The following is a 14,280-nucleotide window of genomic DNA, read 5'->3' as shown; positions in this document are numbered from 1 at the left end:
GGCCTGTAAGCCCCAAGTGAATGCTCATGACCCCGATACTTGCTTTTGACATTGAAACCATACCTGATGCACATGCCATACGCACACTGCATGAATTCCCGCATGAAATTGCCGATGCCGATGTGGTGGAATATGCGTTGCAAAAACGGCGGGCACAAAATGGCAGCGAATTTTTGCCTTTGCATTTGCATCGGGTGGTGGCGATTTCGTGTTGTTTGCGCTGGTCGCAAGACAAAGTGCACGTCAGCACCATAGGCTCGATAGACGACGATGAAGCCACAGTATTGCGCAAATTCTATGAGCTGATTGAACGCTACACGCCGCAATTGGTGAGCTGGAATGGCGGCGGTTTTGATTTGCCGGTCATGCATTACCGCAGCCTGATACACGGCATCAGCGCCGCCCGCTATTGGGATTTGGGCGATGGCGATTTTGGCGACAGCCGCGATTTCAAATGGAATAACTACATCAGCCGCTACCAAATGCGTCATTGCGATTTGATGGACGTGCTCGCCATGTACAATGGCCGCGCCAACGCCCCACTCGACCAAATGGCCAAACTGTGCGGCTTCCCTGGCAAAATGGGCATGGACGGCTCCAAAGTTTGGAGCGCCTACCAAGACGGGCAATTGCAAGACATACGTGATTATTGCGAAACCGATGCCGCCAATACTTATTTGATGTTTTTGCGTTTTCAATTGCTGCGCGGCGTCTTCAACCCCACTGAATACCAAGCCGAAGTCGACCGTCTGTACCATCACCTAAACGCACAACCACAAGCACATTGGCAGCAGTTCTGCCAATTGTGGCAACGCTAAAGGCGGCCTGTAACGATGGCGGTCTTGTTTAAACAAGTGGTGTTAATCGGTGTCGGTCTGATTGGTGGCTCGCTGATTTTGGATTTGAAGCGCCAACAATTGATTGGCGCAGTACACGGCATAGACTTGGATGCCGACAATTTGCAGCGCGCCTTAGAGCGCAAAGTGGTCGATACGGCGTCCACCCTCATCGACGCCGCGGTCAGCCAAGCCGATTTGGTCATCTTGGCCACGCCAGTGGGCACGGTTGCCAACATCACGCAGGCATTGCAGCCTTATTTACAGGCCGCTTGTGTCATCATTGATGTCGGCAGCACCAAGCAAACCACCATTCAAGCACTGGCACAATACCTACCTGAACACTTCCCGCATTTTGTCGCCACCCACCCCATCGCCGGCTCAGACCGACATGGCGCGATGGCAGCGCAGTTTCGCTTGTTTGAAAACAAAAAGCTGATACTGTGTCCGCATCCCGAGCAAGACGCGGACAGCTACCAAAAAGTGTGGCAATTGTGGCAAGCCACCGGCGCGGTGGTGTCGGAGTTGTCACCATCAGAACACGATGCCATCTTGGCCATGGTCAGCCACTTACCCCACCTCATCGCCTACAGTTATATGCATGCCATCTCCAATCAAGACTTGGGCGCACAAGCGCTGCATTACGCCGGCTCAGGCTTTCGCGACTTTACCCGCATCGCCGCCAGCCATCCCGCCATTTGGACCGATGTCAGCTTTGCCAACCAAGCCAGCTTGCTGCAATTGATTGATGCGCAACAACAAGAGTTGCAACGCCTAAAAGACTTAATCCTCGCCGGCGACGCCACCGCCTTGTACGCCTATTACGACCAAGCGCAACAACAACGCGATGCTTGGCCACCTGAACAATAATGAATGCATGGGTAAGAGTTTTAAATGCAGATACGTTACATCACAGAATCTGAATTTGCTGCCTTAGCCCTACCCATATTGTTTCATGAGCCACTCTATGCACATGTGTACTGCGTATTGATGCAAGATGATGCCACGCCGGTATGCAAATTTACGGCGCGCAGCACCTTGGTTCAACCCATTATCAAGCGGTTTAATCGATTCATTGCGATTGGCATTGATGAAACCATCGGATTTTGGGATTTTGAGGCTGCAAAAATTGCCAAACAATTGGCATTGCCCTACCCGTTTTATGATTTTTACCTCTCGGCAAACTATTTGTTTATTGTGTTTGAACTGGGGATTTTAATTTTGCATGCAAGCACATTAAGTGTATGCGGTGAGCTGATTTATCCGAATTTTATTCAGAGCATTGAGGCTGATGACCAGCAAATCAAAGTGTTATTTTTAGATGGCAAGATAGCCATAGTGAATATTAAAGACATCATACTGTCTCATTCCAATTTAAAGACATAACTTCCCACTCATCCTAAATACATGGCACACAATCAAGCGGCCTGTAAACCTCAATTCAGAGTTTACAGGCCGCTTATCAATGCTGATGACTTCTGGCTTAAGCCTTGGCTTGCGTTTCCAATTGTTGCAACAAGCCGGCGGCATTGCTGACATCGCGGCCGGTTTTGCTTACCGCGGCTTGCGCCTCAGCGGCACTGATTTTGCCGGCGGCCACTTGGCTTAAGGCCCACAACAAGCTGCTGCGAGTGCCGCTGCGGCAATAGGCGGCTTTGGGTGCGGCGTCTTGCGCATACCAAGCGCCAAACGCCTCTACATCATCCATGCTCAATGAATTCATGGTAATCGGCACATAAGCCACGTCCATGCCATGCTCAGCGGCGATGGCTTCGATGTCGGCCAGATTCAACTGCCCCATTTCCTCATTGTCGGGACGGTTGCAAATCAGGTGTTTCACTCCCAAACCGGCCAACTCTGCCACATCAGCGGCCTGTAACTGCGCCGCCACATACAAATCATCGGTTAATGTTGCCAAATTCATTTGCTTTCCTTTTCTTCATTTAAAACGCGGTGCTGTCTCAGCCTTATTGCCATTGTGGCAGCCAATACGACAGCAATTGTTCGTCTTCGGTGTGCAGCAACACCGTGGTTGCGGCTTGCGCCAGCACCGGCATTTGCGTGTGGTATAACACGCCTTGGCGGAAATAATGCACGCCGACACTGTCGCCCACTTGCAAGCTGTGCCACACCGCATCGAATTGGCTGGTGCTCAAATTGGCCACCGCCACCACCACATCGCCCACGGTCAAACCCGCTTTTTCGGCGCTGCCGCCATTACTGACGCTGTTAATTTTCAGGCCGCTGGCGTCCACGCTGTATTTGGCACCGAACGCGGTTTCCACCATCATGTGGTGTGGTGGCAAAGTCGCCACCCAGCCAGCTTCTTTGTCTGAGCGCGCCACGCGGTGCAAACTCAAACCAAAATCCACCAACACCTCGGCCAAAGGCAAGGCGTCGGTGCGGTCTATCATGCGGCGCAACAAATCTTGCACATCGACACCGGTGACCTCACACGCCAAGGCGCGCCAATCTTGTTCGCTGATGCCGCGGCCGTCTTGCAAATAACGGCGGTACAGCGCCCGCATCACATCGTCGAGGCTGAATTCGCCATCGGTTTCGCGGCGCAAATACAAGTCCAACACCAAGGCCGCCAAGGCGCCTTTTTGATAATAGCTGACGATGGCATTGGCCGAGTTTTCGTTTTGTTTGTAATACTTGGTCCAAGCATCGAAGCTCGATTGCGCCAAACTTTGCTTGTGGCTGCCGGCGCCTTGTTCGACACGGGTAATGGTTTTGGCCAATTGGCTCAAGTATTGCGGCGTCGACATCACGCCTGAGCGCTGCAACATCAAATCATCGTAATACGAGGTAATGCCTTCAAACGCCCACAATTGCTCGGTGTGTTGCTCATGGTGCAATTCATACGGGTCAAACGCCGCTGGTTTGATCGATTTCACATTCCAGGCATGGAAATACTCGTGGCTGAACAAGCCCAGTAATTGCAAATACTCATCGCCGCGCTCTTTCGCACCCAAGCGCGGCAAACTCCAACGGTCGGCCATCAAAGCGGTAGAAGCGCGGTGCTCCAAGCCGCCATAGATGTGGTCGCCAATGTAGAGCATGAACACATAATGGCCAAACGGCGCAACGCCAAACAATTCTATTTGCGCTTCACAGATTTTTTCCACATCGGCCAGCAAGCGGTCTTCGTCAAAAGGCAAGGTTTGGCCGCTGAGGATGATGTGGTGCGGAATGCCTGCGGCTTCAAAATCGTATTGACGGAACAAACCCAAGGTAAAGGGATGGTCTATCGCTTCCCAGTAAGAAGCGGCCTGAAAGCGGTTGGCAGCGATAGGTTGCATGGCCGTGGCAATCTGCCATTGTTGCGCGCGGCCCCATTCACCCAAGTCCACATGTATTTGATAGGCCTCGTGTTGACGACCGTCTAGCCACGGAAACAAACAGGCGCCATCAAAAAACGCGCCGCGTTCGTCCAAATAACTGGCGCGCACCGACCAATCATAGGCATACACCTCATATTCCACCCGATACTCACCTGATGCGGCCTGTAAGGCCCAACGGCTTTTGTCCAGTGCTTGCAGCGCAATGGCTGTTTCGTTGTGAAAAGCCTGCATGCGGATGATGTGGCGTGAAAAATCCCGAATCATGTAACTGCCGGGTACCCAATCGGCCAAATTCAATGTTTGCTGCGGACTGGCCACGGCCACGTTCCATGCACAACTCACGTGCCACAGATGTGCGGCTGCGTCTTGTAAACGTACGCTGATATTCAACATATGGTTTTTACCTTTGATGCCTGTGTCTTGGGGCTTACAGTTAATATCTTTACGGTTTTTTGCACTCTCTTGACCGCAATCAAGGTGGTGCAAAACAGCTTTCTATAAGCTTTGAAGCCAAAATATTGTCAGTGTATGCCACTTTTGTAAATGTTGCATCCATGCGTTTTACAGGGTCTGCGTTAAGGTTTGCCAACCTGCATGCACCAAGGTGACCGCACTGACAACCATACTTTGATGTAAACCATCCCCTTGAACGTGGAGAACCCTCATGGAAACGCAAACTTATAACTACAAAGTCGTGCGGCAATTTGCCGTCATGACCGTAGTTTGGGGTATTGTCGGAATGTTGGTTGGCGTGATCATTGCCGCCCAACTGGTCTGGCCCGCCTTAAACCTATCAGAAATCGGACCTTGGTTCAGCTTCGGACGCTTGCGTCCGTTGCACACCAATGCCGTGATTTTTGCCTTTGGCGGCTGTGGCTTGTTTGCCACCTCGTATTATTGCGTTCAGCGCACCTGTAATACCCGTCTTTTTGGTGGCAAATTGGCTGCCTTCACATTCTGGGGTTGGCAAGCGGTCATCGTATTGGCAGCGATTACCCTGCCTTTGGGTTTGACCACGGGCAAGGAATACGCCGAATTGGAATGGCCCATCGACATCTTGATTACCTTGGTATGGGTGTCTTATGCGGTGGTGTTCTTCGGCACCATTGCCACGCGCAAGGTAAAACACATTTATGTGGCCAACTGGTTCTATGGTGCGTTCATCTTAGCGGTGGCCTTGTTACACGTGGTGAACAGCATTGAAATCCCTGTGGGTTTGTTCAAGTCTTATCCTGTTTACGCCGGTGCGGTTGATGCGATGGTGCAATGGTGGTACGGCCACAATGCCGTGGGCTTCTTCTTGACCACAGGTTTCTTGGGCATGATGTATTACTTCGTACCTAAGCAAGCCGGTCGTCCGGTTTATTCTTACCGCTTGTCTGTGGTGCACTTTTGGGCCTTGATTTTCACCTATATGTGGGCCGGCCCGCACCACTTGCATTACACCGCTTTGCCTGACTGGACTCAGTCTATTGGCATGGTGTTCTCTTTGATTTTGTTTGCACCTAGCTGGGGCGGCATGATTAACGGCATCATGACTTTGTCGGGCGCTTGGCACAAATTACGCACCGATCCCATCTTGAAATTCTTGATTGTGTCTTTGTCTTTCTACGGCATGTCGACGTTTGAAGGCCCAATGATGTCGATTAAAACCGTCAACGCCTTGAGCCATTACACCGACTGGACGGTGGGTCACGTGCACTCTGGTGCTTTGGGTTGGGTAGGCTTCATCACCATCGGTTCGATTTACTACTTATTGCCACGCTTGTTTGGTCGTCCACAAATGTACAGCATCAAATTGATTGAGGCGCATTTCTGGGTAGCCACCATAGGCATCGTTTTGTACATCGCGGCTTTGTGGGTTGCTGGCGTACAACAAGGCTTGATGTGGCGCCAAATCAATCCAGACGGCACTTTAACCCATGCCTTTATCGACAGTGTTTCGGCTTCTATGCATTTGTACATGATTCGTGTGTTGGGCGGAACTTTGTACTTAGTGGGCATGTTGCTGATGGCTTACAACACTTACCGCACCATTATTGCCGGTAAGCCCGTCGATGCCACCATCCCTGCCGTGTCACAAGTACACCACGAAGCTTAAGGAAGACAGTTATGAGTTTACAAAAATTAGCGGAAGAAAAAGTCGGCTTTCTCATAGTCTTTGTGCTGCTGGTCATCAGTTTTGGTTTGTTGATTGAGATAGTGCCCTTGTTCTTCTCCAAATCGGTCACTGAGCCAGCACCGGGCGTGAAACCGTATACACCCTTACAAATTGCCGGTCGCGATGTGTATTTGCGTGAAGGCTGTTACACCTGCCACTCACAAATGATCCGTCCATTCCGTGCCGAAACCGAACGCTATGGCCATTACTCAGTGGCCGGTGAATCGGTATACGACCACCCGTTCCAATGGGGCTCAAAACGCATGGGTCCTGATTTGGCCCGTGTTGGCGGTCGTTACTCGGATGAATGGCACCGTTTGCATTTGTTGAATCCACGCCAAGTGGTGCCTGAATCAAATATGCCAGCCTTCCCGCACCTGACCCGCAATGCGGTCGATGCAGCGATAGTAGAACGCAATATGCGTGGCTTGGCCAAAGTGGGCGTGCCTTACACAGATGCCGATTACAAATCGGTAGCTGAAGAGGTCAATGGCAAATCCGAAATGGAAGCCGTCATCGCCTACTTGCAAGGTTTGGGTCTCGCTTTGAAAAACGTAAGGTAAAACATCATGGATGTCACTTGGGCACGTATCTCCTTCACTTTTTTAATCATCATCAGCTTCTTTCTGGTGGTTTGGGTTGCCTGTGGTAAGCAATCAAAACAACGCTACAGCGACATCGCCCGCCAGATTGTCGATGACGATGATTCAGTCGCCACCGATGTGCCTAAGTCGCATCCTGATGCTACGGAGCAAAAACAATGAATAATTCAGATTTCACCAGCGGATTTTGGCATTACTACATCGCTTTCATTATTGTCTTGGCCATGATAGGTTTGGTATGGCTGTTGTGGTCACAAAAAGCCGCCAAGACCAACAAACCCGATGAAAGCGACACCACCACTGGCCACAATTGGGATGGCATCGAGGAATACAACAACCCCATGCCCAAATGGTGGTTTTACATGTTCGTGTTGACCATGATTTGGGGCGTCGCCTATTTTGTTGCCTACCCAGGTTTCGGTGAATCCAAAGGCATGTTGGCTTGGAGCAGCAAAGGCCAATACCAACAAGAAATTAAAAAAGCCGATGACGAATTTGGCGTTATTTACAAAAAATACGCCAATATGCCCATCGAACAAGTGGCCGACAATCCTGAAGCACGCAAAATCGGTCAAAACCTGTTCAACACCTATTGCATTCAATGCCATGGCTCGGATGCCAAAGGCTCTAAAGGCTTTCCGAATCTGACCGACAACGATTGGTTGTGGGGCGGCGATCCAGCCACCATCCACCAAACCATCAAAGACGGTCGCATTGGCGTGATGGCACCTTGGGGTCCGGTATTGGGTGAGGAGCGTGTGAAAGACGCCGCCCACTATGTGATGTCTTTGTCGCGTGACAAAGGTTTCGATGAAGGTCGTGCGCAGCGCGGTCAAGTGGTGTTCAACAGCTTGCCAGCCAACTGTGCTTCGTGTCATGGCGAAGATGGCAAAGGCACTTTGGGCATGGCGCCTAACCTCACCGACGATGTGTGGTTGTGGGGCAACAGCGAGAAAAACATCATCGACACCATCACCAATGGCCACACCAATGAAATGCCTGCTTGGAACACCTTCTTGGATGAAGACAAGTTGCATTTGATGACGGCTTATGTGTGGGGCTTGGCACCGAAAGAACAACGTGTGAAAACCGTTGCCAAAACCGACACGCCTACCGCAGCTTCAGCAGCACAATAAGCGGCCTGTAAACCTGTGACACTCAAACCGCATGCCAAAGCATGCGGTTTTTGCACATCTGTTGACGCAAACTAAAGAAGCGGCCTGTAAATCTCGGGATAATTGCCTCAAAACACATTCACCTCATACAAAAGGAAGCACACATGGCTAAAACCAATGAACCACAAGAAGAAGTGGTTCAATTTTATGCCTCCAGCAAACGCATCCACCCCAAATTGGCCAAAGGGCGTTTCAGCAATTGGCGCATCATCGCGGTGCTGATGACACAACTGGTGTTTTACGTCTTGCCGTGGTTGCAATGGAATGGGCGTCAAGCGGTGTTGTTTGACATCGCCGCACGCAAATTCTACATCTTTGGCATCACCCTCTTGCCCAGCGAATTGATTTTTCTCACCGGCATCATGTTGGTCAGCGCGTTTGGTTTGTTTTGGTGGACGACGATTGCAGGGCGCTTGTGGTGTGGCTATGCCTGCCCACAAACGGTGTATACCGAAATCATGTTGTGGTTCGACCATTTCTTTGAAGGCGACCGCAACAAGCGCATGAAGCTGGAAAAAGAAGGCTGGACGGCGCACAAAATCCGCGTCAAAGCACCGAAATACTTGGTCATCTTGCTGTTTTGCTTCTGGACAGGCTTCACCTTTGCCGGCTGGTTCACCCCGATACGCCCGCAATGGTTAGACTTGTTTGCGTTTGGCCTCAGCACCACGCAGTGGTTTGCCATCGGTTTTTACGGTTTTGCCACTTGGTTTATGGCGCACATCATGCGCGAACAAGTGTGTTTTTACATGTGTCCTTACGCCCGTTTCCAAAGCGCGATGTTTGACAAAGACACGTTGCTGGTGTCTTACGATGCCGAGCGCGGTGAGCCACGCGGTGTGCGCAAGAAAAACCAAGACAACGCCAACTTGGGTGATTGCATCAACTGTACTTTGTGTGTGCAGGTGTGCCCCACGGGCATAGACATCCGCAATGGCCTGCAATACCAATGCATAGGCTGTGGCGCTTGCATCGATGCCTGTGACGAGGTAATGGACAAAATTGGCAGCCCACGCGGCTTGGTGCGCTATACCACTGAAGCAGTCTTACAACACGAGTATGCCGACAGCGACATCAAAAAACGCTTGCTCCGTCCACGTGTGGTCGGTTATGGCATGATTTTGTTTTTGGTCGCTTGTGGCTTGGTATACGGCATTTTCTCACGCGACTTGATGAACATCGACATCATCAAAGACCGCGGCATGATGGTCAGACAAAACAACGAGGGCTTATTGGAAAACACCTACAATTTGCGCTTGAGCAATGCCTCGGAAGAAACCCTGTATTTACAGGCCGCTGTTAAGGGGTTTGATCACATCGAATTGACTGGTTTACCCCCCACCTTGGAAATCAAAGCTGGCGACATCATCAACGTACCGGTACAAGTCGCGACCTACCCTGAGTATGCCGACAAAGGCAGCCATCCGATTGAGTTTGAATTCAGGTATCACACTGAAGGCAATCAAGAATGGCGCATCATTCATGAAAATTCCAATTTTATTGGGGAATAACAATGGCGGTTTTGAAACTCAAATCGACAGCCAAACCTTGGTATAAAGAAGCTTGGGCTTGGGGCATTTTGGCCGGCCCTATCTTGGTCATTCCGGCCGGATTAATCACATATTATCTGGCCGCCAGCGGCGCCGATCCGCTGGTGTCGGATGACTATTACAAAGAAGGCAAAAACATCCACTTGCAACTGAATCGTGACACCGCCGCAACCAGTCACCACATCCAAGCGCAAGTGATGTTCAGTCCCGATGGCAGCAAGGTCAGGGTGTTTTTAAATGGCGATTACAATCCCCAGCAAGCGCTGCATTTTAGCTTGCAACATCCGACCATGGCACAATATGATCAGTCTGTGGCATTGACACTTGTGAATGCTGATGCCAAGCTGTATGAGGCCCAGCTTAAACCATTGCCCCCAATGAACAGTTGGTATGTTAGAATCGAAAACGATCAAGCGACTTGGCGTGTACAAGAAAAGTGGCTGGTGCAAAATGGTAACAGTCTGTTGCTGACACCTAAGTACGCTGGTAATACTGCCTCGTCACCTAAGTAGCACACATTAGATTTTGGAGAAATGCTTTATGGATGAGTTGCTCAAAGAAGCCGCGCTCAATTTTCATGAATACCCTAATCCGGGTAAGATACAAATCACCCCTACCAAGCCTTTGGCAACCCAATATGATTTGTCTTTGGCTTATTCCCCTGGTGTGGCAGCACCGTGTATGGAAATCTACAACGATCCGTTGGCTTCTTACAAATACACCGCACGCGGTAATTTGGTGGCAGTGATTTCCAATGGTACGGCGGTATTGGGTTTGGGCAATATCGGTGCCTTGGCAGGTAAACCTGTGATGGAAGGCAAAGGGGTATTGTTCAAGAAATTTGCCGGCATCGACGTGTTCGACATCGAAATCAATGAAACCGACCCTGACAAATTGGTCGACATCATTGCGTCGCTTGAGCCGACTTTTGGTGGCATCAACTTAGAAGACATCAAAGCGCCAGAGTGTTTTTACATTGAGAAAAAACTGCGCGAACGCACCAACATCCCAGTATTCCACGACGACCAACACGGTACCGCCATCATCACTGCAGCAGCAGTATTGAACGGCTTGCGCGTGATTGAAAAAGACATCAAAGAAGTGAAATTGGTGTGCTCTGGCGCCGGTGCGGCAGCGATTGCCTGTTTGGATTTGTTGGTGGCTTTGGGCATGACACGTGAAAACATCACCGTGTGCGATTCCAAAGGCGTGATTTACAAAGACCGCGACGACAAAATGGATGTGTCCAAACAGCGTTACGCCATTGAGGACAATGGCCAACGTGTGTTGGGCGATGCCGTGGTCGACAAAGACATCTTCTTGGGTGTGTCTGGCCCGAATGTGTTGAGCGTGGACATGCTCAAAACCATGAAAGAAAATCCGATTGTCTTGGCTTTGGCCAACCCACAACCGGAAATTTGGCCACCTGAAGCGATTGCTGCCCGTCCTGATGTCATCATCGGTACAGGCCGCTCAGACTTCCCTAACCAAGTGAACAACGTATTGTGCTTCCCATTCATCTTCCGTGGTGCTTTGGATGTGGGCGCGACCACCATCAATGAAGAGATGAAAGTCGCTTGCGTGTTGGCGATTGCCGACTTGGCTTTGGCCGAGCAAAACGACCGTGTCGCTTCCGCTTATGGCACCACTGGCTTGTCTTTTGGCCGTGAATACCTGATTCCGAAACCGTTTGACCCACGCTTGATTGTGAAAATTGCGCCAGCCGTGGCCAAAGCCGCGATGGAGTCTGGTGTGGCTACCCGCCCTATCGAAGACTTCGATGCTTACGTGGAAAAATTGGAACAATTCGTTTACAAGTCTAACTTGTTCATGAAACCGGTATTCACCAAAGCCAAAGCGCAATTGAAACGCGTGGTATTGTGTGAAGGTGAAGACCAACGTGTGTTGCATGCTACCCAACACATCGTGTCGCAAAAATTGGCGTTCCCGGTATTGATTGGCCGTCCTGAAGTGATAGAACGCCGCATCAAAGACTTGGGCTTGACCATACAACCGGGCAAAGACTTTGAATTGGTGAACAACCAACGCGACCCACGTTACCGCGAATACTGGGGCGAGTATTACCAATCCATGAAACGCAAAGGCATTACCGAAGAAATGGCACGTCGCCGTGTCATCGGTAACACCACTTTGATTGGTGCGTTGATGGTCAACCGTGGCGATGCCGATGCGATGATTTGTGGTACGTTTGGCCGTTACAAAGAGCATTTGGACACCATTTTGCCAGTGATTGGTTATAACAATCCTGAAAAAGTGGCCGGTGCGATGAATGCCTTGATTTTGCCTCGTGGCAATGTCTTCATCACCGACACTTATGTGAATGCGGCGCCTAATGCTGAACAATTGGCAAAATTAACCGAAATGGCGTCTACCGACATGCGCCGCTTTGGTATTGAGCCTAAAGTGGCTTTGTTGTCTAACTCTAACTTCGGCTCGATTGAAAACGATACTTCCAAACTGATGCAAGAAACCTTGGCCTTGGTGCGTGAACGTTATCCAGAATTGGAAGTGGATGGCGAAATGCAAGGCGACGTGGCCTTGATGGAAGAAATGCGTCACTCCATCTTGCCAGACAGCACCTTGGCCGGTGCGGCCAATTTATTGGTAATGCCTAACGTTGAAGCGGCCAACATCAGCTACAATTTGTTGCGTGTGTCTGCTGCCGATGGCGTGACCATAGGCCCTATCTTGATGGGTTTGAACAAGCCAGTACATATCTTGACACCGATTTCTTCGGTACGCCGCATCATCAATATGGTGGCTGTGGCAGCGGTAGAAGCACAACGCCAAGACGAAGAAGCTTAAACGCTTATAACGGGTTTACAGGCCGCTCTTTTAAGAGCGGCTTTTTTCATTGCTTAACCCAACAGCATGAGTGCCATTGTTATAATAAGACTCTTTTATCTACAGAGCATGCCATGTTGAATTGTCCGTTGTGTGAGCCACAAACTGAAACCGTGTTGTATCAAAATGAACAACTGCGGGTGATTTTGGTCACAGACCAAGTATTGGCACCAGCATATTGCCGCGTGATTTGGCAACAACATGTGGCCGAAATGACCGATTTATCGGAGGCAGAGCGCCAACAATTGATGGACATGGTGTATTTGGTAGAGCATCACATGCGCGAGATATTACAGCCTAAAAAAATCAATTTGGCCAGTTTTGGTACCATGGTGCCCCATCAACATTGGCATGTGATTGCACGTTTTGAGGATGATGCTTATTATCCTGATTCGATTTGGTCGAACGCACACCACCACCACACCTCGACTTTGCCCGATGATTGGGTACAGCGCTTGCAAACAGCGTTGCAAACACATTAAGGAGCAGTTGTATGTTGGATAACACCTTAAGCCGCCGCCAATTGATGCGCATCGGCGGCGCTGGACTTGGCGCTGCGGTCTTGACTGCGTGTGGCTCTACCCAAACCCCTGTCGTGGTCGATCCTGTGAAAACCCGACCCACCAAACCCCAACCTGGCCGTGGAGGCAATACCTTGTTACGCATTTTCGCCTGCTCAGGCTTCTTGGACAAAACCGAACGCGTCAATACTGGCGTTAACCGCTTAAATGCTTGCGGCTTTCAAGTGAACAATGCCGAAGCCGCTTACCGTCGCTACCAACGCTTTGCCGGCGCCGATTACCAACGGGTGCAAGACTTGCAGGATGTGGCCACAGGCCGCGTGGCCACACCAAAAGTGTTGCTGGGCGCGCGCGGAGGCTATGGTGCGATACGCTTATTGCCACAAATCAATTGGGATGGCTTGGGCGGGCGCATGCGCGAACAAGGCACACTGTTAATGGGCTATAGCGACGTCTGCGCCATCCAATTGGCCTTGTTGGCACAAACAGGCGTACCGAGCTTTGCCGGCCCCATGCTCTACAGCGAGTTTGGCAGCCCCAATCCCAGCACGTTTACCATGCAAAACTTCATCGACGGCACCACCCAAGCCGAGCACACTGTCAGCGTGGGCCAAATCCAAGCCCGCGATGTCAACATCAGCGGCCAATTTTGGGGCGGCAATTTGAGCGTGTTGCAATCTTTGGCCGGCACACCATATATGCCCAACATCAACGGCGGCATTTTGTTCATTGAAGATGTGAACGAGCAGCCTTATCGCATCGAGCGCGCCTTGCAAACCTTGCATTTGGCCGGGATTTTGAAAAAGCAACAAGCCATCGTGTTTGGTGACTTCCGCATGGGCAATATCCGCGATGCTTACGACTCCAGCTACACCTTGTCCAGCGTGATGCAAACCGTGCAAAGCGCCACCAAAGTACCGGTTTTAACCGGCTTCCCATTTGGTCACATCAGCAATAAAGTCACCATGCCTTTGGGTGCGCAAGCGCAAATCCGCTCTACCCCCAATGGCGGTTACCAAGTGCGTTTCAGCGATTATCCGGTCTTGAATGCCCAAGGCTTGAACTTGGCACAATTGCTGCCACAACCGTCGTTTGACGGCTTGGACTTCATCGGTGGCCATGCTGCCGGTGCAGCGCAAGACTCGCAAATCATCGAAGCCGAATAAGCACCTGAGCAGACAATGAAAGCGGCCTGTAAACATTTACAGGCCGCTTTTTGATGG

At 50.6% G+C, this 14,280-nt stretch carries 13 protein-coding genes and 1 pseudogene; 12 read left to right on the top strand and 2 right to left on the bottom strand.

Going from position 1 to position 14,280, the window contains the following annotated elements; genetic code table 11:
- The first annotated feature begins 26 nt into the window (after positions 1–26).
- The 3 genes from BN3003_RS08520 to BN3003_RS08510 are packed head-to-tail and all read left to right on the top strand — an operon-like array spanning position 27 to position 2,222.
- Positions 27–818: a 3'-5' exonuclease gene (locus tag BN3003_RS08520; RefSeq protein WP_058356291.1), complete on the top strand. Its 792-nt coding sequence runs from the start codon at positions 27–29 to the stop codon at positions 816–818.
- Positions 819–833: 15 nt separating this feature from the next.
- On the top strand, positions 834–1,706 hold the full coding sequence (locus BN3003_RS08515) for a prephenate dehydrogenase (protein ID WP_058356200.1): 873 nt from the start codon (positions 834–836) through the stop codon (positions 1,704–1,706).
- 24 nt (positions 1,707–1,730) lie between these two features.
- Complete coding sequence (locus tag BN3003_RS08510; RefSeq protein ID WP_058356199.1) at positions 1,731–2,222, top strand: tudor domain-containing protein; 492 nt, start codon at positions 1,731–1,733, stop codon at positions 2,220–2,222.
- 97 nt (positions 2,223–2,319) lie between these two features.
- On the opposite strand, the gene BN3003_RS08505 is transcribed toward BN3003_RS08510, so the two are convergent.
- A complete protein-coding gene (locus tag BN3003_RS08505; protein WP_058356198.1) occupies positions 2,320–2,760 on the bottom strand; it encodes a protein tyrosine phosphatase family protein in 441 nt (146 codons plus the stop codon).
- Between the two features lie 43 nt (positions 2,761–2,803).
- Complete coding sequence (locus BN3003_RS08500) at positions 2,804–4,576, bottom strand: M61 family metallopeptidase (protein WP_058356197.1); 1,773 nt, start codon at positions 4,574–4,576, stop codon at positions 2,804–2,806.
- 271 nt (positions 4,577–4,847) lie between these two features.
- Here BN3003_RS08500 and ccoN point away from each other — a divergent pair, with 271 nt between their 5' ends.
- The 9 genes and pseudogenes from ccoN (at position 4,848) to BN3003_RS08455 (ending at position 14,223) form a co-directional block, all read left to right on the top strand.
- Positions 4,848–6,284 carry a cytochrome-c oxidase, cbb3-type subunit I gene (gene ccoN, locus BN3003_RS08495; protein WP_058356196.1) on the top strand — a complete coding sequence of 479 codons (1,437 nt, stop codon included), beginning with the start codon at positions 4,848–4,850 and terminating at the stop codon, positions 6,282–6,284.
- 11 nt (positions 6,285–6,295) lie between these two features.
- Positions 6,296–6,907 carry a cytochrome-c oxidase, cbb3-type subunit II gene (gene ccoO / locus BN3003_RS08490; protein ID WP_058356195.1) on the top strand — a complete coding sequence of 204 codons (612 nt, stop codon included), beginning with the start codon at positions 6,296–6,298 and terminating at the stop codon, positions 6,905–6,907.
- A gap of 6 nt (positions 6,908–6,913) precedes the next feature.
- Positions 6,914–7,108 (top strand): cbb3-type cytochrome oxidase subunit 3, encoded by a 195-nt coding sequence (locus BN3003_RS08485; RefSeq protein ID WP_058356194.1) that lies wholly within the window; start codon positions 6,914–6,916, stop codon positions 7,106–7,108.
- Positions 7,105–8,076, top strand: a pseudogene (gene ccoP / locus BN3003_RS08480) (cytochrome-c oxidase, cbb3-type subunit III); the annotation flags it as partial. The gene BN3003_RS08485 and the pseudogene ccoP, both read left to right, overlap by 4 nt.
- Before the next feature lie 149 nt (positions 8,077–8,225).
- A complete protein-coding gene (ccoG, locus tag BN3003_RS08475; protein WP_108721508.1) occupies positions 8,226–9,632 on the top strand; it encodes a cytochrome c oxidase accessory protein CcoG in 1,407 nt (468 codons plus the stop codon).
- Between the two features lie 2 nt (positions 9,633–9,634).
- A complete protein-coding gene (locus tag BN3003_RS08470) occupies positions 9,635–10,183 on the top strand; it encodes a FixH family protein (protein WP_058356191.1) in 549 nt (182 codons plus the stop codon).
- Positions 10,184–10,211: 28 nt separating this feature from the next.
- Entirely contained in the window at positions 10,212–12,497 is a 2,286-nt protein-coding gene (locus BN3003_RS08465; RefSeq protein WP_058356190.1) for an NADP-dependent malic enzyme, read from the top strand.
- Positions 12,498–12,610: 113 nt separating this feature from the next.
- Positions 12,611–13,018 (top strand): HIT family protein, encoded by a 408-nt coding sequence (locus BN3003_RS08460; RefSeq protein WP_082625608.1) that lies wholly within the window; start codon positions 12,611–12,613, stop codon positions 13,016–13,018.
- Between the two features lie 11 nt (positions 13,019–13,029).
- Positions 13,030–14,223, top strand: coding sequence for an LD-carboxypeptidase (locus BN3003_RS08455; RefSeq protein WP_058356189.1), 1,194 nt, complete (start codon positions 13,030–13,032; stop codon positions 14,221–14,223).
- The last annotated feature ends 57 nt before the right edge of the window (positions 14,224–14,280 follow it).

The organism is Vitreoscilla massiliensis, from assembly GCF_001457815.1.
GTDB classification, from domain to species: domain Bacteria; phylum Pseudomonadota; class Gammaproteobacteria; order Burkholderiales; family Neisseriaceae; genus Vitreoscilla; species Vitreoscilla massiliensis.
The sequence above is the reverse complement of the archived record's forward strand: the minus strand, read 5'-3'. Positions and strand labels throughout refer to the sequence as shown.

What these genes read in the sequence shown, in the direction of transcription:
- BN3003_RS08520 (WP_058356291.1), top strand. Translation starts at nt 27, where the DNA reads ATGACCCCGATACTTGCTTTTGACATTGAAACCATACCTGATGCACAT.
- BN3003_RS08515 (WP_058356200.1), top strand. Translation starts at nt 834, where the DNA reads ATGGCGGTCTTGTTTAAACAAGTGGTGTTAATCGGTGTCGGTCTGATT.
- BN3003_RS08510 (WP_058356199.1), top strand. Translation starts at nt 1,731, where the DNA reads ATGCAGATACGTTACATCACAGAATCTGAATTTGCTGCCTTAGCCCTA.
- BN3003_RS08505 (WP_058356198.1), bottom strand. Translation starts at nt 2,760, where the DNA reads ATGAATTTGGCAACATTAACCGATGATTTGTATGTGGCGGCGCAGTTA.
- BN3003_RS08500 (WP_058356197.1), bottom strand. Translation starts at nt 4,576, where the DNA reads ATGTTGAATATCAGCGTACGTTTACAAGACGCAGCCGCACATCTGTGG.
- ccoN (WP_058356196.1), top strand. Translation starts at nt 4,848, where the DNA reads ATGGAAACGCAAACTTATAACTACAAAGTCGTGCGGCAATTTGCCGTC.
- ccoO (WP_058356195.1), top strand. Translation starts at nt 6,296, where the DNA reads ATGAGTTTACAAAAATTAGCGGAAGAAAAAGTCGGCTTTCTCATAGTC.
- BN3003_RS08485 (WP_058356194.1), top strand. Translation starts at nt 6,914, where the DNA reads ATGGATGTCACTTGGGCACGTATCTCCTTCACTTTTTTAATCATCATC.
- ccoG (WP_108721508.1), top strand. Translation starts at nt 8,226, where the DNA reads ATGGCTAAAACCAATGAACCACAAGAAGAAGTGGTTCAATTTTATGCC.
- BN3003_RS08470 (WP_058356191.1), top strand. Translation starts at nt 9,635, where the DNA reads ATGGCGGTTTTGAAACTCAAATCGACAGCCAAACCTTGGTATAAAGAA.
- BN3003_RS08465 (WP_058356190.1), top strand. Translation starts at nt 10,212, where the DNA reads ATGGATGAGTTGCTCAAAGAAGCCGCGCTCAATTTTCATGAATACCCT.
- BN3003_RS08460 (WP_082625608.1), top strand. Translation starts at nt 12,611, where the DNA reads ATGTTGAATTGTCCGTTGTGTGAGCCACAAACTGAAACCGTGTTGTAT.
- BN3003_RS08455 (WP_058356189.1), top strand. Translation starts at nt 13,030, where the DNA reads ATGTTGGATAACACCTTAAGCCGCCGCCAATTGATGCGCATCGGCGGC.